Here is a 24,638-nt window from a genome sequence, read left to right on the forward strand (position 1 = left end):
TGATTACTCCGCCCGTGTTTTTTGGGCAAAATACGGGCTTTTAAGCGCCGTCTTATATTAATTTGTAGACGATATTGAAGATGGTCAGCAGACCGACGAGGGTAACAAAATAGTTTTCTGGCCGGCCTCTGAAACGGGCCAGAGAAGGCAGTTTATGAACGGCGTACATAGGCAGCAGACACAGTAGTGAGGCGATAATTGGTGCCCCCATGGCTTCAATCAAATCAAGGATATTCGGGTTGAGATAAGCCACCACCCAGGTTGATCCCATGATGAAAAACATACTGACCAGATTAAGCTTGCCACCGGATATTTTAGTTTTATCGCCTTGGTAGCCGAACTTAATAATCAGACCATTGAGACCTTCCAACGTACCGAGATAATGTCCGAAGAAAGATTTAAAAATAGCGACCAGCGCAATCAGTGAAGCGGCATATTCCAGCGTAATGGAGAAGGTCGATTTGCTACCGGACATGGCAGAAAAATGGTTTGCCAGATAAGACAGCACTGGAATATTTTGTGCCTTAGCTTCTGCCATATTTTGCGGCGACAGCGTAAACAGGCAGCTAAAGGCAAAGAACATCACCACAGCCACCATCAACATGCTGGCCTTACTAATAATCTGAGAGCATTTTTTCTCAGTAAAATCCCGGCCAAACTCCGGTTCATATTCTTCGCGCTTTGAGACCACGAAAGAAGAGACAATCGGCGAGAAATTGAAAGAGAACACCATGATGGAAATACCCAACCACACGGTCACCAGTATGCCATCGTGCCCTAGCAGAGAAATCTGGCTCAAATCTACCTGCTCAATAACCGAGGCATTCCAGTAAGGGATCAGTGAGAGTGAAATCAATACCAGGCAAGTAATAAACGGAAATACCAGAAAACTCATCACTTTAACCATCAGATCTTTACCGAAGTAAATCACTGCAGCCATCAGCAACAGCAACGCCAGTGCCACCACACCACGGTTTAGCGGAGCCAGTTGGAGTTGATGTTCCCAGAAGGTCATAAAGGTATTGGTGATGGTTACGCCGTAAATCCACAACAACGGACAAATGGCGAAAAAATAGAGGAAGGTAATCACCACACCACCGGTTTTACCGAAGTGTTCTTCCACGGTCTCCGTAATATTGCCAGAACAGTTACTGCCAGATAAACATAAACGCGCCAATGCCCGATGACAGAGAAAGGCAATCGGATAAGCCAACACCAACATAATTAAAATAGGAATTAAACCGCCGAAACCTGCGCGGATTGGAAAGAATAAAACGCCTGCCCCTATTGCTGTGCCAAATAATCCCAAAGTCCAGGTTGTATCTGATTTGCGCCACGTTTTTGTTTCGATTGCGGTAGTGGTTGTAATAGCATTATCGATATCCATTAATAAATTCCTTATTAATATATTTTACGAAATACTGCCTAATCCCGTTATTTGTGATACGCGCGATAAATCAATATTGCCGCCTGATATAATGCTGACGGTCTTTTTGCCGGTGATATAATCTTTTAGTTTGCCGCTTAATAATGCTGCGGATGCTAATGCACCTGCACCTTCGGTAATAATCTTGTTACGCTGAATAAGGTCAATCATACTTTTTCTTATTTCATCTTCACTGACCAGTACAATGTCGGTAACCAATGTTTTGACGATTTCAAAAGGTAACGTACCTGGGCGAGTCACATCACAACCATCGGCAAGCGTACCGGTTTTACGATGATTAGTAATACTACCGCTATAATAAGATGCCGCCATGCCGTGAACATTCTCTGACTGGACGCCAATAATATTAATGGTTGGATTAATAGATTTAATTGCCAGCGCGATACCGGCAATTAATCCACCGCCACCAATAGGGACAATCACATTATCGACATCATAGAGATCTTCGAGTATTTCCAGCCCGATAGTGCCCTGACCAGCAATCACTTTCTCATCATCGAAAGGGTGAATAAAAATACGGTGTTCCATTTCAATAATTTCACTGGCTTTTGCTATGGTATCGTTGAAATTCTCACCATGTAGCACCACCTGCGCAGAATATTCACTGGTCGCCGCAATTTTTGATTTAGGGGCGCAATTTGGCATCACCACCTTGCTGTTAATCCCCAACATGGCACAGGATAAAGAAACCCCTTGCGCATGATTACCCGCAGAACAAGCCACAACCCCTTGCCTTCTCTCCTCTTCGCTGAGTGAGCTGAGCTTATTGAATGCGCCGCGAATTTTGAATGACCCGGTACGTTGCATGTTCTCAAACTTCAGATAAATCTCGCCATGACAGCGCTCACTCAGATAATTCGACCTCGCTAATCCTGTTTTGTAGATATGACCTCTCAATCGTTTTTGTGCATCAATTACATCATTGAGAGTTATCGGTAAGTTACTGTAAATTTTCATCTTTCATAGCCTTGCAGATTAAAATTCCTAAGAATTATGTATTTCGTTCGGCAGGATGCTACGACACAAAAAACTGCATTAATGTGATGATTACAGCAAAAAGAAGTGATCTTGATCTTTCAACCAGTTGTTTATTTCAATAAATGTAACGCGGTCGACATTCTGGAATTTGGATTAGTTTTTATAATCTAAAATGGGCTTGCTGAGTTCGATTAGCCGTGCCACAAAAACAAGCCGCATCCTTGCGGCTTGAGCATTACGTCAAATCAAGTAAGGTGTTTAATTGCGCTATCTGTTGTCGCCACTGGCATTGCAGCTCTGGCTTCTGATGCTTGAACTTACGTGCCAGATCCTGTTTCAGCTTACTTTCTAATTCCAACAACTCAGCCAACAACTGTTCTTCTTCACTTTCCACTAACATTATCGACTCAGGTTCGAATGTGGAGGCGGGCACAGAAACTGATGCGGGTTTATCGGCCAAAATGGCATAGACCGGTTCTAGATGGTGCCACTCTTCCAACCACTGCTTATCGATTAACCAAAAACGATTGCAGCTTTGTTCAATCAATGTACGGTCATGGGAAACCAGCAACACCGCACCACTGAAGGTTTTCAGCGTATTTGCCAGCTCTTCTTTACCTTCCATATCAAGATGGTTAGTCGGTTCATCAAGCAGTAGCAATGAATAGTTAGCCAGTGTCAGGCCGATAAATAACAAGCGTGAACGCTCGCCACCACTCAAGGTGCTAACCTGCTGCTGATGCCGAAGATAGGGGAATCCGGCACCGATCAACGCCATTTTTCGCTGATCTTCGGTCAAGGGTGCAAAGGGGGCTAAAGCCTCGGATAGAGTGTCTTCGTCACGCAGTTGTTGCAGACTTTGGTCGTAATAGCCCACACGTACCCTAGGATGGAACGTCACTCCCACGTCGGCGGTCTCTGGTTGGCTAAAAGCCCGCCATAGGCAGTGCAACAGAGAAGATTTACCGCAACCATTGCGGCCTACCAGTGCGACGCGATCACCGCTTTTGACCCGAAATTGTGCCAATTCAAATAGCACCGGTGCCTGAGCCGCTGGTCGAACCCGTAAATCTGAGAGTGCCAGCACTCGGTCTGCCGCCAGAGCTTCGCCATTTAGGCGCAATTGCCACTGATTACCGGCGGTAACCTGAGTTTGATCATCCTTGAGGCGATCGACCTGCTTCTCCATTTGTTTAGCCTTACGCGCCAGCTTTTCGTTGTCATACACGCTGCCCCAGATGGCCAGTCGCTTGGCGCTTTTTGCTACCCGATCAATTTCCTTTTGTTCGGCTAAACGGCGATGACTGTCCGAGATATCTTTCTCCGCCAATGCCTGCCGTGCCTGAGTGCAAGGCAGGCGGATAAATTGCAGATTTTTGTCACGCAAAATCCAGGTACAGTTGGTCACACGATCCAGCAAACTGCGATCATGTGAAACCAGTACAAAACTGCCCCCCCAATTCAGGAGAAACTGCTCCAGCCACAGCAGGGTAGGTAAATCCAGATGGTTACTGGGTTCATCCAATAGCAACAAATCTGGCTGGCGGATCAGTGCTCGTGCCAGCAACAGACGCGTATGCTGACCACCACTTAACGTACCGGCAGTCAGTGTCCAAGTGGGTTCATCAAACCCCAAGCTGACGAGCAAAACCTCTGCTTGCCAACGTTCTGGTTGATGCAGGCTATTGGGGAGGTGATTGAGCACCGCATCCAGTAAGGTGCAATCATCTAAAGCGGCGGGGAGATGTTGTTCAACCCGAGCCATCAGGCACTGGTTGGCGGTAGTGATAGTACCGGCCGTGGCGGGAAGATCACCGCTGAGGATTTTCAGCAGAGTGCTTTTTCCACAACCGTTATGGCCTATCAAACCAATGCGGTCACCTTTTTTCAGGCCGAAGGAAATCTCAGCCAGCAGTGGGCCGAAAGTGTTGTCGTAACCGACAGATTTTGCAGAAAGTAATGTGGTCATTGCTTACTCAAGTTTTACAGGCATAGAGATGCCTATCGTCAATAAAGCCGACGATAACCGGTAAGCCGGAGGGAAGTTGTCAGAGTGTTAGTTAGCTTCGCTCAAGCAGGTTATCGCAGCACGATACCGGTAACGCTTGAGCAATCACGATCACTAAAGACGAGTGAATAAAGAAACAATTCACGGGTCAACATAGTAATCCTCCTTAATATAATTCTGGTTAATGTATGACCTCATTATATTTAGTTTCTTCACTTTCTGCCAGTGCCGTCAGAAGGCCATAGACCGTCGTGGCTGTGGGTGTTTTTTGGCTAAGTACAGCTACGCGATTATCTCGTCCATCCAGCCAAACCAACTACTGACCCGCATGCGATTGCCTGATTCAACCATTAACGGCCTTGAGCCACGGATGGTACTGGCATCAAACTTACGCACTTGTCGAGCCAGATTTAGTTCGCCAGCTAAAAAATCAATTAACAATAAATATGTCTTGATGTAACATTCGATCATACATGATAATGCTTATTATATTGATACTCGTTATCATTTCCGTGCTAAATATATGGACACACAGTTGAATAAAACACCGAGGTTGAACGACGAACCTGCTGTCGAGTATCCGACAGCAAGTAAGCCCTTGTCTGTCACCAGCGAACAACTGCTGGGAGAGCACGGTGTCGCCTTTATCGTCCATCAAGGCGAACACTATCAACTGCGCCAGACCAAGGCCGGCAAACTAATACTGACCAAATAACATACACAGAACCCACGTCATGGGTATTACAGCAAAACAGCAGCCGTACAGAGCCGAGTAACGGGCCGCTAATACTGCTGTAGCATCAAAAGACGAAGGGGATAGCAAGCCACCCAGATTCTCGAATCAAGGCAGCCAGCAACCTATATATCTGTTTTATTCGCATAGAAAATATGGAGAATTGCCGACATGCCTCGTTTCATTTCTGACCGTTTCCGCTGGTCCCCACTCAGTTTGGCAATCGCTTGCACGCTGCCTTTGGCCGTTCAAGCGGCTGATACCACTACCACGCCGACAAGCAGTAAAAAGCACACTACCGATACCATGGTGGTTACGGCAACAGGTAATGAGCGCAGTAGTTTTGAAGCACCGATGATGGTAACCGTGATTGAAGGTACCTCGCCGACCAGCGAGACCGCCACCTCTGCGGCAGATATGCTGCGCAAAATACCGGGGCTGACCGTCACCGGCAGCGGGCGGGTCAACGGCCAGGATGTGACACTACGTGGCTACGGTAAGCAAGGTGTATTGACTCTGGTTGATGGTATTCGCCAAGGTACCGATACCGGCCATCTGAACGCCACTTTCCTTGATCCGGCACTGGTGAAACGTGTTGAAGTAGTACGTGGCCCATCTGCCCTGCTGTACGGCAGTGGCGCATTAGGTGGTGTTATCTCTTTTGAAACTGTCGATGCCGCTGACTTGCTGTTAGCGGGCCAAAATACCGGTTACCGCGTTTACAGCTCTGCGGCTACCGGTGATCACAGTTTCGGCCTCGGTGCCAGTGCCTATGGCCGCACCGATGATGTTGATGGCATTCTCTCCTTCGGTACCCGTGATATCGGCAATATCCGTCAGAGTAATGGTTTTGATGCACCAAATGACGAAACCATCAGTAATGTGCTGGCAAAAGGAACATGGCATATTGACCAGATTCAATCACTGAGTGCCAATCTGCGCTATTACAACAACAACGCAATAGAACCCAAAAATCCACAAACCAGTGCAGCTTCCAGTGGCAATGTCATAACCAATCGTTCAACGATCCAACGTGATGCCCAACTCAGTTACCACCTTAAGCCACTGGATCAGGAGTGGTTGAATGCCACCGCACGGGTTTACTACTCTGAAGTGGAAATCAATGCACGGCCACAAGGTGCAACCGAAGAGGGACGTAAACAAACCACGGAAGGCGGAAAGCTGGAAAACCGGACGCGTTTGTTTACCGACAGCTTTGCATCACACCTGCTGACTTACGGCACAGAAGCCTATAAACAAGAGCAGACGCCGGGAGGCGCGACGACCAGCTTCCCACAAGCAGATATTCGGTTTGGCTCCGGCTGGCTACAAGATGAAATCACCCTGCGCGACCTGCCAGTGTCCATTTTAGCCGGTACCCGTTATGACAACTATAGCGGCAGCAGCGAAGGCTATGCTGACGTCGATGCCGACAAATGGTCATCACGCGGCGCAGTGAGTGTTACCCCCACTGACTGGTTGATGCTGTTTGGCTCCTATGCCCAAGCTTTCCGCGCACCAACCATGGGCGAGATGTACAACGACTCAAAACACTTCTCAATTCCTATCCGCCCGGGAATGACACTCACCAACTACTGGGTGCCCAATCCGAATCTAAAACCGGAAACTAATGAAACCCAAGAGTACGGGTTTGGTTTACGTTTCAATGATTTGCTAATGGCTGAAGATGACCTGCAATTCAAGGCCAGCTACTTCGATACCAATGCGAAAGACTATATCGACACCAGCGTTAATATGACGGCGATGACCACATCATCAGTGAATATCGACCGGGTAAAAATCTGGGGTTGGGATGCCACCATGAGCTATAAAACAGCCCTGTTTAACTGGGATCTGGCCTATAACCGTACCCGGGGTAAAAATCAGAGCACCAATAAATGGCTCGAGTCCATTAACCCGGATACCGTCACCAGCGTAGTGGATATCCCGGTTGCCAGCAGTGGTTTCGCGGTGGGTTGGATTGCCACATTTGCTGACCGCTCCAAACCGTTAAGCACCGGTAAACGTCAGGCCGGTTATGGTCTCAATGATTTCTATGTCAGCTATAAAGGCCAGGAACAACTGAAAGGTGTCACAACTACCGTGGTTCTGGGCAACGCATTCGACAAAGAGTACTACGCGCCGCAAGGCGTGCCACAAGATGGCCGCAACGCGAAGCTATTTGTGAGTTACCAGTGGTAATTCATTAAAAAAAGATAGTCTGAAACTACTCATCCGGTAATCCAATTTATGGGTTACCGGATTATCATTTAACGCTGTCACCTGCATATAAAAAATCAATAGAACGAGGATGTCATTAATGAGCAAATCTATATATGAGCAGTACATACAAGCCAAAGCGGATAACCCAGGCAAATACGCGCGTGATTTAGCGACACTAATGGGTATTTCAGAAGCGGAATTGACTCATAGCCGTGTGGGTCATGATGCAAAACGCTTACAAGGCGATGCCCGCACCCTACTGGCCGCATTGGAGGCGGTGGGGGAAGCCAAAGCTATCACCCGCAACACCTATGCCGTGCATGAGCAGATGGGCCGTTACCAGAATCAACATCTGAACGGTCATGCGGGTTTAATCCTTAACCCGCGTGAATTGGATTTGCGGTTGTTCCTCAATCAGTGGGCCAGTGCATTCACACTGTCAGAAGAGACACGCCACGGTGTGCGCCATAGTATCCAGTTCTTTGACCAGCAGGGTGATGCGTTACATAAAGTCTATGCTACTGAACAGACGGATATGGTGGCTTGGCAAGCCGTGCTGGCGAAGTTTATCAGTACAGAAAATCCAGCATTGCCATTAGAAGCACTGAGCACACCTGAAGTGGCCGAGCCAACAGTTGATGATGCCACCGTGGATACCGAATGGCGTGCCATGACCGATGTACACCAATTCTTCCAGTTGCTTAAGCGCAATAATTTGACCCGCCAGCAAGCATTCCGCGCCGTCGGGGATGATCTCGCCTATCGTGTTGATAACAGTTCACTGACACAACTACTGAATATCGCCCAGCAGGATCAGAACGAAATCATGATTTTTGTGGGTAACCGCGGCTGCGTGCAAATTTTCACCGGTTTAATTGAGAAAGTGGCCCCGCATCAAGACTGGATTAACGTTTTCAATAAACGCTTTACGCTGCATCTGATTGAAACTGCTATTGCTGAAAGCTGGATCACCCGTAAACCAACCAAAGATGGGTTTGTCACCAGTTTGGAACTGTTTGCCGCCGATGGTACCCAACTTGCTCAACTTTATGGTCAACGCACCGAAGGGCAACCAGAACAAAATCAATGGCGTGAGCAGATTGCCCTCCTGATCAATAAGGATATCGCTGCATGAGACTAAGGCTGCTGTCACTCCCTTTCATTCTGTCACTGAGCGCCGGTATTCTGCCGCTAAATACATTCGCCGCAGAACGTATTGTCACCATTGGTGGTGATGTAACAGAAATCGCCTATGCACTCGGTGCTGGTGGCGAGATTGTGGCTCGTGACAGTACCAGTCTACAACCGCAGGCAGTGCAGAAGCTGCCTGACGTGGGGTACATGCGAATGCTCAATGCCGAAGGGATTTTGGCGATGAAGCCGACCATGCTGTTGGTCAGCGAACTGGCTCAACCCTCATTGGTACTCAAACAGGTTGCCGACAGCGGGGTTAACGTGGTTACTGTACCGGGACAAACCACGCCGGAAAGTGTAACGGCGAAGATTAGTGCGGTCGCCACAGCGCTTCATCAGCCAGAACAAGGCCAAAAACTGATTAAAGACTACCAACAACGTTTAGCTGCGGTGAGCAGTACGCCACTGCCGGTAAAAGTGCTGTTTGTTATGAGTCACGGTGGCCTGACACCGATGGCTGCCGGTCAGAATACTGCCGCAGATGCCATGATCCGTGCCGCCGGTGGTAGCAATGCCATGCAAGGCTTTAGCCGCTACCGCCCACTGTCACAAGAGGGGGTTATCGCTAGTGCACCTGACTTATTGCTGATTACCAGTGCCGGTGTGAAAGCACTGGGTGGCAATGAGGGGGTCTGGAAATTACCCGGTATAGCCCTGACACCCGCGGGTCAACATAAGCGCCTGTTAGTGGTGGATGACATGGCATTACTTGGCTTTGGCTTGGAAACGCCGCAAGTGCTGGCGCTGCTGCGCAAAGGCATGGAACAAGCGCAATGAATTGCCGTATCCATCCACGCCTGATGCTGAGCATCTTACTGATGGTTCTAATCTTATTAGCACTCGGCTCGGCCAATATGGGGGCTTTGACGCTCTCGTTCCGTACCTTGTGGCATGCATCATTAGATGATGCTATGTGGCATATCTGGTTGAATATCCGCCTGCCGCGCGTGTTGTTGGCGGTGGTTGTCGGCTGCGCGCTGGCGGTTTCCGGTGCCATCATGCAAGGGTTATTCCGTAATCCGCTGGCTGATCCCGGCCTATTGGGTATCAGTAGTGGTGCCGCTTTGTGTGTCGGGCTAATTATTGTCATGCCATTCAGCCTGCCGCCACTATTAGCCCTTTATAGCCATATGGTCGGCGCGTTTATTGGCAGCCTGGCCATCTCAGCCATTATTTTTACCCTCAGCCGCTGGGGCCATGGCAACTTATCCCGCCTGCTACTGGCTGGTATCGCCATTAATGCGCTGTGCGGTGCGGCGGTCGGGGTGCTGACTTATATCAGTGATGACCAGCAATTACGCCAGTTCTCACTCTGGAGTATGGGGAGCTTAGGCCAGGCTCAATGGTCAACACTGATGGTGGCGGCTTCTCTGATCCTACCCGCCTGTGTTCTTGGATTATTACAGGCGCGTCAGTTGAATCTGTTGCAGCTAGGAGATGAAGAGGCACACTACCTCGGTGTTAATGTACGCCAAGCCAAGCTGCGTTTGCTATTACTGAGCGCCATCTTGATCGGTGCCGCGGTGGCTGTCAGTGGAGTTATCGGTTTTATCGGGCTGGTCGTGCCACATCTTATCCGCATGCGTATCGGTGCTGACCACCGCTGGTTGCTGCCCGGTGCCGCACTGGGTGGGGCTTGTCTATTACTGACCGCCGATACTCTGGCCCGTACCTTAGTCGCCCCGGCTGAAATGCCGGTCGGGTTGATAACCAGCCTACTGGGTGGCCCTTATTTTCTATGGCTGATTTTACGTCAGCGGGAGCAACTCAGTGGTTGATATAGCAGGGATTAATATAGCTGGAGTTAATCAGGCAGTAACACCGCCGGCGTTATTAGAGGCTAATCAGCTCGCCTATCATGTGCAGGGCCAGAGGCTAATCAAGAATGTTTCGCTACAAATTGCCAGCGGCGAAATGGTAGCCATTATCGGGCCGAATGGCGCGGGGAAATCAACCCTGCTGCGCTTGTTAACCGGCTACCTCACCCCTTCTGATGGCGAATGCCAATTGCTCGGCAAAGATCTGAAGAGCTGGCAGCCGCAGGAATTGGCCCGTACCCGTGCAGTCATGCGGCAATACAGCAGTCTGGCTTTTCCATTTAGTGTTAGCGAAGTGATTCAGATGGGCCGAGCCCCTTATGGCGCGGCACAAAATAGGCAAGCTTTAGAAGAGGTGATGGCTCAAACGGACTGTTTGTCACTGGCACAGCGTGACTATCGCGCACTGTCTGGTGGTGAGCAACAACGGGTACAATTAGCCCGCGTATTAGCACAATTGTGGCAACCACAACCGACACCACGCTGGTTGTTCCTTGACGAACCGACCTCCGCATTAGATTTGTATCATCAACAGCATACCCTGCGCCTATTGCGCCAGCTCACCCACCAAGAACCCTTGGCGGTGTGCTGTGTGTTGCATGATTTGAATCTGGCCGCACTCTATGCCGATCGTATTTTGCTGCTAGCACAGGGCGAACTGGTGGCCTGTGGCACACCAGCGGAAGTGCTCAATGCCGAGACGCTGACTCGCTGGTATCAGGCAGATTTGGGGATTTCACGCCACCCTGAAACCGCACTACCACAGATCTATCTGCGCCAGTAAATGATACACATTGCGAGGCTCAAAGCGAGCGGCCAGTCAGACTGACGACAAATCACGATGATGCGATCTGAAGCCGTGAGAATAGAAAAAAGAGTAAAACGTCGCGCCTGGGATGGCGCAGCTCGAACCACCAAGGGCGATGTTACCATCTGCCTATTCTCTGCGCCGCCGGCACTTTGCCATTAACCTCACCCGTCTAAGGCTAGCTTTGCTTTTCTAACGCCACCTTCGGTTCTGCATCAGCCAACAATTCATAAATTGCCTTACCCACAATTTGCACTGCTCGTTCGATTTCTGCGGTCATTGGTTTGCTGTAGCTGAGCCGCAGGCAATTGCGGTATTTCCCTGAAGCTGAACTAATAAACCCAGCGGCAACCTGTACCCCCTGTGGTAATAAGCAGCGATTAAGCCGCAAGCTATCAAATCCATGAGGCAACTCGACCCAGAGCATAAAGCTGCCCTGCGGCCTGCTCAGACAGGTACTCGGTGGAAAGTATTTCATTACCCAACTGGTCATAATATCGCGGTTACGTTGATATTGGCGGCGCATCCGGCGCAAGTGCTGCATGTAATGCCCTTGCTTGATAAACTCAGCCATCGCCAGTTGTGGCAACGACGCCACCCGCCCAGCAGAAATATATTTCATGTGCAGCGCTTTCTCTAAATAGCGCCCCGGTGCAATCCAACCAATGCGTAAACCAGGTGCCACCGTTTTAGAAAAAGAACTGCACAGCAGTACCCGACCATCATCATCAAATGAGGCAATGGTCGGTGGGCGCGGGTATTGATAAGCCAACCCGCCATATACATCATCTTCAATAATCGCCACATCATAGCGCTGAGCTAAGGTCAGTAAAGCCTTTTTGCGTTCGGCCGGCATATTGTAGCCCAGAGGGTTATTGCAGGTTGGAGTAAGCTGAATCACTTTGATCGGCCATTGATCCAGTGCCATTTCCAATGCCTCCAGACTGATCCCCACCACCGGATCGGTCGGGATCTCAATCACCTTCATTCCCATCCCTTTCAGGGTTTGCATCGCACCGTGAAAACTGGGGGAATCGATAGCAACAATATCACCGGCCTGACAAACCGCCCCCAATGCGATAGCCAATGCGCCATGGCAGCCAGAAGTAATAATGATATTTTCAGCCGACTGATGATTACCGCTATCCAGCATCAGCCGGGCAATTTGCTCACGCAAAGCCGGGGTACCATAAATATTGTCGTACTCCAGCACTTCCTCGCTTTGGTGTAGGCTAATCCGGCTAAGCAATCGACTGAGTATTTTTAGTCCCGGCCCAGACAGGTCGGGCGAACCGACGCCCAAATGGATAACATTCGCTTGATCGCCCCTGGTCAAAAATGCCAGCGTATTTTCCCACTGTGATACCTCTACCGGCCGCTGGGCATGGGTGCATGTCGCCGGTAAGGAAGGCAGGTTTGAACTGCAACGCACGAAATAGCCCGATTTCGCGCGCGCTTCAATTAGCAGGCACTCTTCCAACTGCCGATAAGCCTGCTGGACGGTACTGATACTGACACCATGCTCGTCACTCAATACTCTGACAGAAGGCAGCCGCTCCCCTGCAATATACAGCCCCTCTTTAATCCGTTGACTAAGAATATCAGCCAGTTGTTGGTAACGAGTCATTGATATCACCTGATAAATTGAGTGGGACCAGTACAGATGGCGCTTATTTGTACCATTCAGTTTATATATCGCATATCTGTATGGAAATAATAGTCCCCATTTGCATCTGTAATGTTTTTCGCCAAAGTTTCATGCTAGTGGCTCACCTAATGACGGGGAGTCGATGATGAATAATATAATTGAAGATCAAATAGATGAATGTTGTTCGTCGGCTGCTCGAGCAACGAAAAGCCGCCACAATATTTTTATTCAAGTGTGGCTGAAAGCATACAGATACCTATACCAGTGCAATGAACGACGTAAAACCGCGAATACACTGTCAAGATTGAATTCAGATCAATTAAAGGATATTGGCCTAAGCCGGGATGATATCAAACGGGATTACAGCCGCCCGTTCTGGCGCTGAGTTAGGGTTCTCATGGCAGTAAATAAGCTTAAAGCTGAATAGACTGGCTTCGGTGTAATACCGTACCGAAGCCAGTATTATTAGTTAGAAATCATAACCGACGGTTGCCAGCACTGAGCGCTCAGCACCCCAGTAGCAATAAGAGGTGTTGTAACAGGCTGCGACGTATTTTTTGTCGGCGATATTATTCACATTCAATTGAACAAATGCCCCTTTCAACGACGCAGCCCAAGTGCCTAAATCAGCACGGACAGAGGCATCGCCCAGTGTATAAGAGGGTACGCGCAAAGTATTAGCATCATCAGCCCACTGCTTGCCAATATAGCGGATACCCGCACCAATATTGATGCCGTAACCTGCCTCATATTGCGCCCACAGTGATGCCATATTTGACGGTGCTAACACCGGTGTATTGCCATCATTACCATCAATAGCATCTTTGAATTTCACCCGATTATAGGTATAGCCCGCAATCACACTTAACCGGTCATTAACCTGGCTTCTGGCCTCCAATTCCAACCCCTGTGAATTAACTTTACCGGCTGGTACAAAATAGGTCGCCGGCACGGCACGGTTTGCCACATCATTTTGTGTCAGGTCATATAAAGCGGCGGAATAGAGTGAAGTGCTGCCCGGCGGCTGATATTTGATACCGACTTCATACTGCTCGCTGGTCATCGGTTTCAATAAGTTTTGTTGTGCATCCGGGAACAGACTTGGCGTGATGGCCTGGCTGTAGCTGACATAGGGTGAAATGCCGCTGTCGAAGCTATACAGTAATGCCGCGCGCCCACTGGCATGTTTATCGGTGCGTTCATCGGTACTATTGGCAGTCTTATTAATGTTTTCAGTTTTCATCCGGTCATAACGACCTGATAGATTCAGGTGCCAATTATCCAGCGTCATTTCATCTTGCAAATAGATGCCACTCTGTTCATAGCGGCGGTTTAAATAGGAGGTGTTGATGCCCGGAGTGGTCAACAGATAATCGCTATAAAGCGTGCTCCCCGCCGAAATACCGGTGTAAGGGTTCAGTGTGGTCGCAAAAGCGCTGTCGCTGCGCAGATTATTGCTGAACTTCTGGAAATCAAAGCCCAGCATCACTTTATGTTCAACTGCGGCGGTAGCAAAATCAGCACCCAGTTGGTTATCAATAGCAAACGCGTTGAGCGAGGAGTCCTCACCGGAATAATAGCGATTCATCAGAGTGCGATCGCTATTCCATCCTCCCTGATAAACCTGTTCTAACTGAGTATTGGAATGGGTGTAACTGGCATTCTGGCGGAATGACCAAACATCATCAAATTTATGTGAAAATTCATAGCTATAGATTTGCTGCCAACGTTTAAATACATTGTGGTTACTTTCGCCATCAAAGAAGCCACGGCTTAATTTCTGCCCATAGATGCTACCATCAGCCGGCACCGAACTGTGGTAACCACCAGAAGGGTCTTTTTGCAAATTAGCCCGCAATAACAAAGAGGTATTCTCATCCGGCTGCCACAACAATGAGGGTGCGATGGCATAGCGTTCTTCACGCTGATGGTCGTACATGGTGTCACTGTTACGGGTAATCCCGGTGAGACGAAACGCCCAATGCTCGGATATAGCATCGGTATAATCAAAGGCAACCGCTTGTGTATTGTTATTACCGGCCGTCAGGCGGAAATGGCCTTCAGAAGTAAACTGTGGGCGTTTAGATGTCATCATCACCACACCACCGGGGATACTCTGACCATACAGTGCCGAAGAGGGGCCTTTGATGACATCAATGCGCTCCAGGAACCACGGGTCTACTTGCAACACGTTAAAGCTGCCGCCGTCACTGAGTAAGCGCAGACCATCGAGGAAGGTATTGTTCACATCACCGCCATGGAAACCCCGCAGTGCGATGGTGTCATAGCGGTTGGCTCCGCCGGAAAAACCGGTGAACACGCCAGGAGTGTAATTCAGCGCCTGATTAATCGTAGCGACATTTTGGTCATCCATCTGCTGACGCGTCACCACCGATACCGCCTGGGCGGTAAGAATTAAGGGTTGATCAGTTTTAGTCGCCCCTTTGGTGGTTATCGCGGTGTAGCCCGAGGTCGGGAGATCAGCAGCATTACCTGCTTTGGCCGTGACTTCTATCGTATCTTCAGCCAGCGAAGCGAAAGGAATACACATCGCCAATGAACATAAAATAGCAGAACGCTTTATGACAAAAACCGAAAACATAGTTATCTTCCCCAGATAATTAGGCATATAAAATAGATGGTTATAATCAGCATCCATTGCTATTTCACAGCGCAATAATATTGCCTGCGTGCCACATATCGTGGGTCCATAAGTTCAGCGCACAATCTATTAAATGAGAGTGTTAATTTCAATGATAATTATTATCTTTATCATTTGAGTGAGGGGAGTAATTATCGGAGTAAGATTATTCCGTAAGGTGCAGAATGTGCCACAATGGCGGTCAGGCTGGCTTTAACAGCACACCTATCGGATTTTTGGGTTAATTGTGGCACTCACTTTCAGGCTGATCGGTTTTATGAAAAAGATTGGGTACGTTGTTGCACGTAGAAACTATCCGCTGCTGTGGCTGCTGCTAACGCTTATTTTTGCGTCAATATCAGGTACCAGCGTTGCCGCCATAGCATCAGATGCTACGGCTGAAAACAGTGAGGTGCCAGTAAAACCGGCAGTATCAGTACAACTGATTAGCCTACAAAAACAGTTGGATAAGCTGAAACAGAGTGTCTCTGCCAGTACCTCCGATAACCAGTTGAGTGTGCTAAACGAGACCGCACTGGCACTGGCGCGTGATGCTGATATCTTGATAGCCGACCTGAAGCCCAAGCGGGAACAACTGCAAACACAGTTGGAGGTTTTAGGCCCGTTACCTGCCGCCGGAGCATTGGCAGAGACCCCAGTAGTCGCCCAGCAGCGGCGGATATTGAATACCCGTAAAATCCAGTTAGATGGCCAGAATGATCAGGCCCAAGCTATCAAAACCAACGCGGAAAACCTGGCAACACAGATCATCGCGTTACGGCGCACCGCGTTGAAATCACAAATTGCCTTAAATTCTGGCAGCATTTTGGGTGCGAACTTCTGGGCACCGATCGTCAATCCCAATGTTGACGATGACCGCCGACTGAAAGATTTTACCCAAGAGCTGGCCGATGCCTGGAGCGCCGCCTGGGAACCCGAATGGCGTTTCGGCACCACGATGTATCTGCTGCTAGCACTCTTAATCAGCATATTTGGTTTTAAATTTCTCGATGTGCTGACCGCCTGGTTTTGTACCAAATGCTTACCACCAGGCCCGCTACGCCGCAGCTTTATGGCCTCAGCCACCACGCTTTGTACGGTGTTGATCACCGTCACAGTGGCGCAATGTATCACTCAAACCTTTACTCGCACGCCGGATGTCTCACAGGTAGTGATGGATTTTGCGCTGGCATTTGTTCAGCTCATGTTCTTCTCCGCTTTAATCGCGGGCCTTGGGCGGGCATTTTTATCCAACCAACGCCCCTCATGGCGGTTACCTGCCATCGCTGATGAAGTGGCCACATCACTGAGACTATTCCCCCCTCTGCTAGCCAGTTGCATCATGATTTTTGGTGCCCTTGATCAGATGAACAATATGATCAATATCAGTGTGTCTGGGGCAATTTTTAGTAATGGTATTTCGGCGCTGCTGGTGGCGCTTACTGCGGCGATTATTCCGTTACGTGCTAATCGGGTACGGCGTAATCTGGTGGTAAATGGCGAAAAACCTGAAGCCTATTCCACGCTAGCGGGATTGATTCATTTCGCCATCGGCATTACGGCAATAGCCATATTACTGTCATTGTTAGTCGGTTATATCGCACTGGCGAAATTCTTAAGTTACAAGTTGGTGTGGAGCTGTCTGGTCATCGCCTGTTTATATTTATTAGTTCATCTGTGTGTTGATTTGGCGGAAAGCATTTTCTCGCCCACCAGCAGCGCCGGTAAAGCCATTAAGCAATCACTGAATATTGATGACCGCCATTTAGCCCAGGCCGCAACGTTACTCTCCGCCTCCAGCAAAGTACTGCTGATATTGTTGGCTATTATCGCATTACTTAATGGCACCTTTGGTTCCACTACCCCGATTTCACTACTGCAAAAAGCGGTAGAGTTATTAAGTGGCGAAGGTCTGGAAAAATTAAATATTGTTCCCACTAACTTATTTAATGCGCTGGTTTGCTTACTGGTCGGTTTATACGTGCTCAAAGCCGCACGGCGTTGGCTGAATAATGAGTTCTTGCCACAAACCCAGATGGATTCCGGTATAAAGACCTCGGCGGTAACGCTTTTCAGTAACATCGGTTACGTGCTGGTGATTCTACTGACCTTATCGGTACTGGGTATCCAATGGAATAAATTAGCCTGGATTGTCAGTGCACTGTCGGTGGGTATCGGCTTTGGCTTGCAGGAGATTGTGAAAAACTTTATTTCCGGCATTATTTTGCTGACCGAACGGCCAGTCAAAGTGGGGGATTTGATCAGTATCAGTGGGGTTGAAGGGGACATTCGCCGCATCAATGTTCGCGCTACTGAGATCCAACTCAGTGACCGCTCAACAGTTATTGTCCCGAACTCCCAATTGATTTCGCAGAATGTGCGTAACGCCACCATGGCTAATGCTCAAGGGGTGGTGACCATTGCCCTGACCTTCCCACTGGATTTGGATGTTGAACTGGCACAGGCACTGTTGATAGAAGCTTATGAAGAACACGAGTCGATACTTGATACCCCGGCTCCATCAGTGAAATTCAGTCAGTTAAGCCCGGACGGTATTGTCCTCAGTGTGACCGGTCTAGTCCCCAGTCCACGAATGGTCAGTAATACCAAAAGCTCTTTGTTATTCAGCATATTAAAACGGCTTAGGGCCGCAGGCGTGTCTCTTGCGGTGGCAACACCCAGCAAAACCGCAACTGAGTTGAACTAATCGGGTAGACCATGAATATTATTAATAACAATAATGCTCATGGCCACCTAATCACTTATTTCGCCTCACTCAAACTAAACATTTTCAGATTACACCCCGGCCACTGAGCAGATAAGGCATTAACCCCAAAGGAAAAATCAGAGCCATAGACTTACTTATCTCAGCGCTGAATCAAATAACGAATCGTAGGGCCGTCCTGCTGAATATCCAGCACGGTATAGCCGTAGTTTCGCGCATCCAATGGGATATTATTAATCGATTGCGGACAGTCGCTGATCACTTCCAGAATTTCGCCCGGCTTCAGTTGCGGCATGGCTTCTAGCGTCGCCACCGCGGGATATGGGCACGGTTCACCCACCATATCTAAGCGGTAATCAGGTACGATGACGGTCGTTGTCGATGAGGAATGACTCATAGTAGCTCCTTAGCCAGAACGGATGTGGCCGCTTTCTGTTTACGGAAGAAACGTTTTTCCCACCACAGCATGGCAGCAAAGGCAATGGCTAACATCAGGTAAGTCACCAACAATCCGCCTATTGGCCCGAAGATCTGCAACAAGTTCACCTTGTCATAATTGGTCGCCAAAGCAGGGGCGAAATCATCCCAATAATAGGCCAAAATGGTCGCGCCGATAATGTTACCCAGCCCCACCCACCAATAATGAATCTGCCCTTCGACCGCGCGATACATCCAGCCGGTTTCACAGCCTCCGGCCAGCACGATACCGAAGCCAAACAGCAAACCGCCAATCACCGCGTTCGGCCCGGCCCACAAAATCTTAGGTGCTACCCCCAGTTGGACATAACTGAAAATACCAATCGCACTGACCGCCATCCCAAGAATAATGGCCTTTGCCATGTGAGTACGCCCGGTTATCCACAAGTCACGGAACGCAGAGGTAAAACAAATTTGCGCACGTTCAATCAGCAAGCCAAAACCAATACCGCACAACATGGCGATGCCCAGTTTTGGGTGACGGAACAGCTCAATCAACGACCAGCTTAGTGCCAGAACAAACACCACCATACCAAGACGAAAACGGCGTGCGGCGCGGGCCGGATGCTGCGTCAAGGGCGATGCAGCCGTCACTTTTTGTAACTTTACCGGAATGCGAAACAGAGGTAACAGCGTAAATTTGGCACCAAAGTAGGAGCCGGCCGCCGTCGCAAGGGCAAAGAACCAGGCATGTAGTGAAAACTGTGGAATCCCGGTAAAGAAAGCCGCCAAATTGCAGCCCATCGCCAGACGCGCACCAAAACCCGCAATAATGCCGCCAACCAGCGCTTGTGCGATGCGAATACCGTGTTGAGGCTTGCGCAACTTAACGTTGTTAGCCCACAGAGCCGCCGCGATACATCCGGCAAACATGCCGATAATCATCATGCCATCAATACGATCTAACGGCGTCCCCTCCAATCCGATAACTTTAAAGTAACCCCACTCTTGCGGATGCGCGCCAAACAACTGCATGAGGTGGCCTCCCCAGCGGGTAAACTCGCCAGTCACCGCCCAGAAGGTACCAGTTAAGCCGAAGTAATAAGTCGATAAGATACCAGCAGCAATGACCGCTGGTAGTGGCGCCCAAAAGCGCACCAGATATTGAGATTTAAATACTTGCCAGCTCACACTGATACCTCCAAATAGATACAGTCACTTGCGATATCAAGACTATTCGCGGCGACGATAAAATAGACCTAGATATAATAAGCCAATTATCCATTCAATGAAGTATGTTGTGACGTAAGTTAGATGTTAATCAAAGGTTACGTCAGTAACAGTGCCGGAGAGGCAGGAAACATCCACGATCAGCTATCTTCACCCGCTGGCAGCTGGTAATCCAATGCCAATGCCAAGCGCAGGATAGCCGCCACCGGCTCGAAGAATTGCTCTGGTATGGTATCGCCACAGGCTACATCGCGGTGTAATGCCCGTGCCAGCGCAATATTTTCCACCACCGGGATACCCTGCTCCTCTGCTAATGCAATGATCAGCCCGGCCTGTTCGCCATGACCCTTTTCAATCACTACGGGCAAGGGTGCATCATCAGCGTGATAAAACAGGCAAACCGCAAAATGGGTGGGATTACGGACCACTGCTGTAGAGCGTCTGACGTTTTTTGCGAAACTGCCACTTTGCACTTCATGCTGTAACTGTCGGCGTTTCTGCTTGATGTGTGGGTCTCCGTTGCTGTCTTTATGTTCCCGCTTGATTTCTTCCAGAGACATTTTGAGTTGTTTCATGGTGTTATAGCGTTGAAAGGCATAATCCATCAAAGAGAAAACCACATAACAGGCAACCAGAGCACCCAGTAGCCAGCTCATTAATGTGGCAAAGACGGGGATCGCACAGCGACTTCCGCAGTAAGCCAGATAACCAAAAGAAACCGCATAGTGCAGCAATAAATAGCCGAAAATCAGTGTGAGCACCCCTACTTTCAATAATGACTTGGTCAGTTCAAACACACTGCGCAGTGAGAATAGTTGTTTGGCATTATTGATTGGATTGATATGTTCGCCTTTAAACTCTACCGCTTTGGTTGCCAATAACGGCCCGATTTGCGCGATACCGGCCAGAATGGTGACTAAAATCAGCGCACCGCCTAATATCCCCATAATATGAATAAGTACTGCCATGCACTCCGCACCAATGCGGGCCAGTGCCATGGCCAACGGTTGTTGTAATTGGCTGATGGAGCTACGGATAAGTACTATGGCCTGATCGACCAACGTGTAGCCTGTCAGGAGAAAGTAAACCACCAGCACCACTAACTGGGCGCCGGAGGTTATCTCAACACTTTTAATCACCTGCCCTTTCTCCCTGGCTTCCTTCAGGCGTTTCGCGGTAGGTTTTTCATTCTTTTCACTGCTCTCACCCCCCATCAGCAGCCCCATTTATCAGCGGGATAAGTGTGTTTATCTTCTGTTCGGTCTGGTTAATCCCCACCAGATAGTGATGTAGGGCATAAGGCAGGCTAATCAGCAATAAAAGCAGGGCCAATGCACTTTTAATCGGCATCGCCAGAAAGAAAACATTCAGTTGTTGTGCCGAGCGATTGATTAATCCTAAAGATAAATCAGCTAATACCATCACCAGCATCGCGGGTAACGCAAAGCTCAGACAGAGTTCCTGCATCAGTAGCCACTCACTTTGTAGGAAGTGCAGCATTGCTGATGAGGGGCGAATACCACTGCCAGCAGGCAGAATGTCATAGGAGCTGTAGAGTGCTGCCAGCACCAGATTGAAACCGCCAGATAATAAAAACAGTACGGTTAATATTTGCGTAAACAACACACCAAAAATAGACGATTCCATGCCCATACTGGGGTTAAACAAAGTGGACATGGTGGCACCACGCAGAGTATCAATCAGGAACCCCGCCATATCGATGGCCCAGAAAGGCAGCGCCGCGACAAAGCCAATCATCACCCCAATCAATAGCTCAACACACAGCACCCCAAACCAACCGATGAGGCTATCGTGGGTTATCAGTGGCAGGGAGAAAAACAGTGGTGTGACCGGCAAAGCGATGGCAAAAACCAGGCCGTTACGCAATAAGCTACTGCCCAGACTGCGCGCAGTAAACAGGGGTAATATCAGCAACATGCCGTAAGGGCGCATCATCGCCAACCCCAGCGCCTCGAGCCAGTACAGAGAGTCTGGCATCTCAGGACCGCATACTGGTGATTTGCAAAAAGGTCTGCTGGGTATAATTCAGCAGTGTCGACCCCATCCAATGGTAGGTAATCAATAACGTGGCGGACACCGCCAGTAATTTAATCAAAAACTGTAATGTCTGATCCTGGATTTGGGTGAGCGCTTGCAACAAACTGACAATTAACCCGACCACGGAGGCCACTACCACTACTGGCATCGAGAGCAGTAAAACTATCCACAACAGTTGGGTCGCCAGATGAACAACAATGGCATTGCTCATTGATGCAGCCCTCGGTGGAGAATCATAAGTACGACCCCACTAACTGACCTAGCAGCAATCCCCAGCCGTCAATAAGAATAAAAATCAATAGTTTGAATGGGAGTGAAATGGTAATGGGTGACACCATCATCATGCCCATGGCTAACAGAATATTGGACACAATTAAGTCGATCGCCACAAACGGCAAGTAGAGCAACAAACCGATTTTGAATGCTTCTGTCAGTTGGGTTAGCGTAAATGCAGGCATTAATATCAACAGTGAATTGGGTTTTACACTATTGCGATAGCGTTCGGGCCATTTGGTTTGGACGATATCGTTAAAAAAGGTGACTTGTTCTGTATCGGTATTACGTTGCAAAAAATCGCGGTATGGCACCAGTGCATGATCATCAATATGTTGTAGCAAAGCGCCAATATCGTTGGGTAGCGGCTCATCTTGCAGTCGGGCGTGCACATCTAAGCCAACCGGTGCCATGATGAAAATAGTTAACACCAAGGCCAGCCCGTAAATAGCGATATTAGGGGGCACCTGCTGAACACCCAACGCATTGCGTAACAAAGAAAAAACTATCGATAGTTTGAGGAATGAGGTGCCCATCACCATCAGCAGTGGCAGCACCGACAGCAAAAAAAGTAGGACAATCAATTGAGAGGACGAATTCAGTAACTCCATAATCGGTTCCGCAAAAGGCTGGCCTGTTGAGTAAAAACAATACCCACAGTATTTGCCCAGCCCGCCTTAGCCGGAATCAGGTCATGACCTGAATAACCTCAGAGCCTCAGCCCAACAGCGCCGCATTATCAAGGGTGAGCGGTGAGAAACCATTGCTCAATCCGCACAATCAACTGCTCATCACAACACAACAGGCTGCCACTGCCGACCGATTGCCCATGCAAACGAATATTCACTTCACCGTAGAAGGCGGTTTTACAGTCCAGTGTTTGCCCGACGGCTAACTGCTTGATATCACTCAGCGGCAGTGTCAGCCGCCCTATTTCCATGACGAGTGTCTGCGGTAATTGCTCTAGCGCCACCGCCGGTGGCTCTTGGGTCACCGTGGCAATATCCAGCGCCAGCAACCGGTCAATATCGTCATTAACCTGTTGAATTGTCACTTTGTTTCCATCCTCTAATTTGATATAAATCTGCGCGGATGACCTCTGCCATAACCAACAATTCCCCTGTTCCAGTTCAGCGGCCGCCAGTATCCGCACCCCCTCTCCAGGCCTGATTTGCTGTAACTGGTGTAAGGATAAATGACTCCAACCAACCACTAAGCCAGCTTGCCAGACAGCATCTTGCTGGGCTGGCAGCGCCTCACTCTGCCAGTGGGATAACCTTGCTATTAATGCCACCGGCGGCCAGTTACACAGCACGACACTGAGTTGCTGCCCTTCCAGTTCGAAAGTCAGCCCCACCGCCCACTGCGTCAGCAGTGTCATCGCCTGAGGCGGCGTGCCATGAATGACCAACTCAGGTAGCGATGCAAGCAGTGGACTGACGGCCCAATGCGCCATTGCATTCACCAATTCTGCCGCCAGAAGAGGGGCATCATCCGTTGCCAGCGTATAAGCCAGCCAGTGCTGCCAACATGACTGCGATAACCACAAGCCACATTCCTGCCCGTTAAATTGCAATGGCAGATAAACCCCCTCGCCCCCAGCTTTGATGAAGGTTGCAGACACCCCAGCCGAATGCCGCCCATGACCAATCACGGCGCTGAGTTGGCGTAATTCAGCCGTCAGACTCTCGAACATGGATGACCTCCAACCAGCAGGGAAAGCCTAACAAGTGCAGTTGCCGTTGCCAGCGCGACTGTATACGTTGCAAACGTTCAACCAATTCACCATTGGCGTGGCTGAGCACAATAGTTAAGCCCTGAACAGCCAGGCTGACACTGACGCGTGTCCCACGCAACGGCCCACTGGCAATGCAGTAATCAGTGGATATCAAGCCACGATCTCTCACCGTGGTAATTGCATCGGCCATCTCCGCCATGGGAAGAACGCGCGGAGAGAGATAACGGGCAAATTGCTGTTTTTGTCTCTCATTACCGACTAGCCGCTGCGAATAACCGTCCAAATAATGCTCACTGAGCAGAGGTAATGCACCTTCAATATCGATTCGACTCATCTTTTATTAACATCCGTAATTTTTCCTGTTCACGCTGATTACTCCGTATCAGCGCCTGTTGTGCTGCTATAGCGCTCCGTTGTTGCAGCCCCAGAGCGTGCAACGCGCTAATTTGCTTTTGCTGCTGCCGCTCCGCCTGATACACCTGATGTTGTAAAACTCTCTGCTGATCCGCTTGCGCGGGGAGCAACCTACCGCGCCATTGCACAAGTTGTTGTAACTGCTGACATAACTGGTAGCGTTCGCGACGGCACTGTATCAATTGCAGTTCCTGCTGCTGTTGTTCTTGCTGCCAACGGAACAGTTGTTGGCGTAACCGGCGCTCCTTGCGTTGCCGTAAACAGAGCAAGCGCTGCAAAATATCCA

The 24,638-nt window shown here is 49.3% G+C and carries 23 protein-coding genes; 8 read left to right on the top strand and 15 right to left on the bottom strand.

The annotated features are described in order from the left end of the window. Positions 1-52: 52 nt before the first annotated feature. From A6J66_014825 to A6J66_014840, 4 genes are all read right to left on the bottom strand, one after another. Positions 53-1,387 (bottom strand): threonine/serine transporter TdcC, encoded by a 1,335-nt coding sequence (locus tag A6J66_014825; GenBank protein ID PNM25342.1) that lies wholly within the window; start codon positions 1,385-1,387, stop codon positions 53-55. Positions 1,388-1,411: 24 nt separating this feature from the next. Then, entirely contained in the window at positions 1,412-2,404 is a 993-nt protein-coding gene (locus A6J66_014830; protein ID PNM25343.1) for a bifunctional threonine ammonia-lyase/L-serine ammonia-lyase TdcB, read from the bottom strand. Between the two features lie 256 nt (positions 2,405-2,660). After that, a complete protein-coding gene (locus tag A6J66_014835) occupies positions 2,661-4,394 on the bottom strand; it encodes an ABC transporter ATP-binding protein (GenBank protein PNM25344.1) in 1,734 nt (577 codons plus the stop codon). Between the two features lie 321 nt (positions 4,395-4,715). Further along, positions 4,716-4,904 (bottom strand): hypothetical protein, encoded by a 189-nt coding sequence (locus A6J66_014840; GenBank protein PNM25345.1) that lies wholly within the window; start codon positions 4,902-4,904, stop codon positions 4,716-4,718. A gap of 52 nt (positions 4,905-4,956) precedes the next feature. On the opposite strand from A6J66_014840, the gene A6J66_014845 reads away from it, so the two are divergent. The 6 genes from A6J66_014845 (at position 4,957) to A6J66_014870 (ending at position 11,184) form a co-directional block, all read left to right on the top strand. Next, the gene (locus tag A6J66_014845; GenBank protein ID PNM25346.1) at positions 4,957-5,148 is read left to right on the top strand and encodes a hemin uptake protein HemP; all 192 of its coding nucleotides are present in this window, start codon (positions 4,957-4,959) and stop codon (positions 5,146-5,148) included. Between the two features lie 189 nt (positions 5,149-5,337). Further along, a complete protein-coding gene (locus tag A6J66_014850) occupies positions 5,338-7,368 on the top strand; it encodes a TonB-dependent hemoglobin/transferrin/lactoferrin family receptor (GenBank protein PNM25347.1) in 2,031 nt (676 codons plus the stop codon). Between the two features lie 118 nt (positions 7,369-7,486). After that, complete coding sequence (locus A6J66_014855) at positions 7,487-8,524, top strand: hemin-degrading factor (GenBank protein PNM25348.1); 1,038 nt, start codon at positions 7,487-7,489, stop codon at positions 8,522-8,524. Then, complete coding sequence (locus A6J66_014860; protein PNM25349.1) at positions 8,521-9,360, top strand: hemin ABC transporter substrate-binding protein; 840 nt, start codon at positions 8,521-8,523, stop codon at positions 9,358-9,360. The genes A6J66_014855 and A6J66_014860 overlap by 4 nt, the downstream gene beginning before the upstream one ends. Beyond that, positions 9,357-10,361: an iron ABC transporter permease gene (locus A6J66_014865; GenBank protein ID PNM25350.1), complete on the top strand. Its 1,005-nt coding sequence runs from the start codon at positions 9,357-9,359 to the stop codon at positions 10,359-10,361. The genes A6J66_014860 and A6J66_014865 overlap by 4 nt, the downstream gene beginning before the upstream one ends. A 16-nt stretch (positions 10,362-10,377) precedes the next feature. Next, on the top strand, positions 10,378-11,184 hold the full coding sequence (locus A6J66_014870; protein PNM27025.1) for a heme ABC transporter ATP-binding protein: 807 nt from the start codon (positions 10,378-10,380) through the stop codon (positions 11,182-11,184). A 202-nt stretch (positions 11,185-11,386) separates the two neighbouring features. Here A6J66_014870 and A6J66_014875 read toward each other — a convergent pair whose 3' ends face one another. Then, entirely contained in the window at positions 11,387-12,835 is a 1,449-nt protein-coding gene (locus A6J66_014875; GenBank protein PNM25351.1) for a PLP-dependent aminotransferase family protein, read from the bottom strand. Positions 12,836-13,001: 166 nt separating this feature from the next. Between A6J66_014875 and A6J66_014880 the strand changes: the two genes are divergently transcribed. Then, a complete protein-coding gene (locus A6J66_014880) occupies positions 13,002-13,241 on the top strand; it encodes a DUF1127 domain-containing protein (protein ID PNM27026.1) in 240 nt (79 codons plus the stop codon). A gap of 84 nt (positions 13,242-13,325) precedes the next feature. Here the strand turns inward: A6J66_014880 and A6J66_014885 are convergent, their stop codons facing one another. Next, the gene (locus tag A6J66_014885; GenBank protein ID PNM27027.1) at positions 13,326-15,458 is read right to left on the bottom strand and encodes a TonB-dependent siderophore receptor; all 2,133 of its coding nucleotides are present in this window, start codon (positions 15,456-15,458) and stop codon (positions 13,326-13,328) included. Between the two features lie 286 nt (positions 15,459-15,744). Here A6J66_014885 and A6J66_014890 point away from each other — a divergent pair, with 286 nt between their 5' ends. Further along, positions 15,745-18,204, top strand: coding sequence for a DUF3772 domain-containing protein (locus A6J66_014890; protein PNM25352.1), 2,460 nt, complete (start codon positions 15,745-15,747; stop codon positions 18,202-18,204). 160 nt (positions 18,205-18,364) lie between these two features. Here the strand turns inward: A6J66_014890 and A6J66_014895 are convergent, their stop codons facing one another. The 9 genes from A6J66_014895 to A6J66_014935 form a co-directional block, all read right to left on the bottom strand. Beyond that, on the bottom strand, positions 18,365-18,619 hold the full coding sequence (locus A6J66_014895; GenBank protein PNM25353.1) for a SirA-like protein: 255 nt from the start codon (positions 18,617-18,619) through the stop codon (positions 18,365-18,367). Further along, positions 18,616-19,830: a YeeE/YedE family protein gene (locus A6J66_014900; GenBank protein ID PNM25354.1), complete on the bottom strand. Its 1,215-nt coding sequence runs from the start codon at positions 19,828-19,830 to the stop codon at positions 18,616-18,618. Before A6J66_014900 ends, A6J66_014895 begins: the two co-directional genes overlap by 4 nt. 179 nt (positions 19,831-20,009) lie before the next feature. Beyond that, complete coding sequence (locus tag A6J66_014905; GenBank protein ID PNM25355.1) at positions 20,010-21,083, bottom strand: EscU/YscU/HrcU family type III secretion system export apparatus switch protein; 1,074 nt, start codon at positions 21,081-21,083, stop codon at positions 20,010-20,012. Continuing rightward, a complete protein-coding gene (locus tag A6J66_014910) occupies positions 21,073-21,867 on the bottom strand; it encodes an EscT/YscT/HrcT family type III secretion system export apparatus protein (protein ID PNM25356.1) in 795 nt (264 codons plus the stop codon). The genes A6J66_014905 and A6J66_014910 overlap by 11 nt, the downstream gene beginning before the upstream one ends. 1 nt (position 21,868) lies before the next feature. Then, complete coding sequence (locus A6J66_014915; GenBank protein PNM25357.1) at positions 21,869-22,138, bottom strand: EscS/YscS/HrcS family type III secretion system export apparatus protein; 270 nt, start codon at positions 22,136-22,138, stop codon at positions 21,869-21,871. 22 nt (positions 22,139-22,160) lie between these two features. Next, positions 22,161-22,811 (bottom strand): EscR/YscR/HrcR family type III secretion system export apparatus protein, encoded by a 651-nt coding sequence (locus A6J66_014920; protein PNM25358.1) that lies wholly within the window; start codon positions 22,809-22,811, stop codon positions 22,161-22,163. A 128-nt stretch (positions 22,812-22,939) separates the two neighbouring features. After that, positions 22,940-23,896: a YscQ/HrcQ family type III secretion apparatus protein gene (locus A6J66_014925; protein ID PNM25359.1), complete on the bottom strand. Its 957-nt coding sequence runs from the start codon at positions 23,894-23,896 to the stop codon at positions 22,940-22,942. Continuing rightward, positions 23,874-24,272 carry a hypothetical protein gene (locus A6J66_014930; GenBank protein PNM25360.1) on the bottom strand — a complete coding sequence of 133 codons (399 nt, stop codon included), beginning with the start codon at positions 24,270-24,272 and terminating at the stop codon, positions 23,874-23,876. Before A6J66_014930 ends, A6J66_014925 begins: the two co-directional genes overlap by 23 nt. Continuing rightward, complete coding sequence (locus A6J66_014935) at positions 24,253-24,630, bottom strand: type III secretion protein (GenBank protein PNM27028.1); 378 nt, start codon at positions 24,628-24,630, stop codon at positions 24,253-24,255. Before A6J66_014935 ends, A6J66_014930 begins: the two co-directional genes overlap by 20 nt. Positions 24,631-24,638 lie beyond the last annotated feature (8 nt).

It is taken from the genome of Yersinia enterocolitica, from assembly GCA_002082245.2.
Classification (GTDB): domain Bacteria; phylum Pseudomonadota; class Gammaproteobacteria; order Enterobacterales; family Enterobacteriaceae; genus Yersinia; species Yersinia enterocolitica_E.

Bases quoted from the DNA above. Each gene is read 5' to 3' on its own strand.
- A6J66_014825 (PNM25342.1), bottom strand. From the start codon at position 1,387: ATGGATATCGATAATGCTATTACAACCACTACCGCAATCGAAACAAAA.
- A6J66_014830 (PNM25343.1), bottom strand. From the start codon at position 2,404: ATGAAAATTTACAGTAACTTACCGATAACTCTCAATGATGTAATTGAT.
- A6J66_014835 (PNM25344.1), bottom strand. From the start codon at position 4,394: ATGACCACATTACTTTCTGCAAAATCTGTCGGTTACGACAACACTTTC.
- A6J66_014840 (PNM25345.1), bottom strand. From the start codon at position 4,904: ATGATCGAATGTTACATCAAGACATATTTATTGTTAATTGATTTTTTA.
- A6J66_014845 (PNM25346.1), top strand. From the start codon at position 4,957: ATGGACACACAGTTGAATAAAACACCGAGGTTGAACGACGAACCTGCT.
- A6J66_014850 (PNM25347.1), top strand. From the start codon at position 5,338: ATGCCTCGTTTCATTTCTGACCGTTTCCGCTGGTCCCCACTCAGTTTG.
- A6J66_014855 (PNM25348.1), top strand. From the start codon at position 7,487: ATGAGCAAATCTATATATGAGCAGTACATACAAGCCAAAGCGGATAAC.
- A6J66_014860 (PNM25349.1), top strand. From the start codon at position 8,521: ATGAGACTAAGGCTGCTGTCACTCCCTTTCATTCTGTCACTGAGCGCC.
- A6J66_014865 (PNM25350.1), top strand. From the start codon at position 9,357: ATGAATTGCCGTATCCATCCACGCCTGATGCTGAGCATCTTACTGATG.
- A6J66_014875 (PNM25351.1), bottom strand. From the start codon at position 12,835: ATGACTCGTTACCAACAACTGGCTGATATTCTTAGTCAACGGATTAAA.
- A6J66_014880 (PNM27026.1), top strand. From the start codon at position 13,002: ATGAATAATATAATTGAAGATCAAATAGATGAATGTTGTTCGTCGGCT.
- A6J66_014885 (PNM27027.1), bottom strand. From the start codon at position 15,458: ATGTTTTCGGTTTTTGTCATAAAGCGTTCTGCTATTTTATGTTCATTG.
- A6J66_014895 (PNM25353.1), bottom strand. From the start codon at position 18,619: ATGAGTCATTCCTCATCGACAACGACCGTCATCGTACCTGATTACCGC.
- A6J66_014905 (PNM25355.1), bottom strand. From the start codon at position 21,083: ATGGGGGGTGAGAGCAGTGAAAAGAATGAAAAACCTACCGCGAAACGC.
- A6J66_014910 (PNM25356.1), bottom strand. From the start codon at position 21,867: ATGCCAGACTCTCTGTACTGGCTCGAGGCGCTGGGGTTGGCGATGATG.
- A6J66_014915 (PNM25357.1), bottom strand. From the start codon at position 22,138: ATGAGCAATGCCATTGTTGTTCATCTGGCGACCCAACTGTTGTGGATA.
- A6J66_014920 (PNM25358.1), bottom strand. From the start codon at position 22,811: ATGGAGTTACTGAATTCGTCCTCTCAATTGATTGTCCTACTTTTTTTG.
- A6J66_014925 (PNM25359.1), bottom strand. From the start codon at position 23,896: ATGTTCGAGAGTCTGACGGCTGAATTACGCCAACTCAGCGCCGTGATT.
- A6J66_014930 (PNM25360.1), bottom strand. From the start codon at position 24,272: ATGAGTCGAATCGATATTGAAGGTGCATTACCTCTGCTCAGTGAGCAT.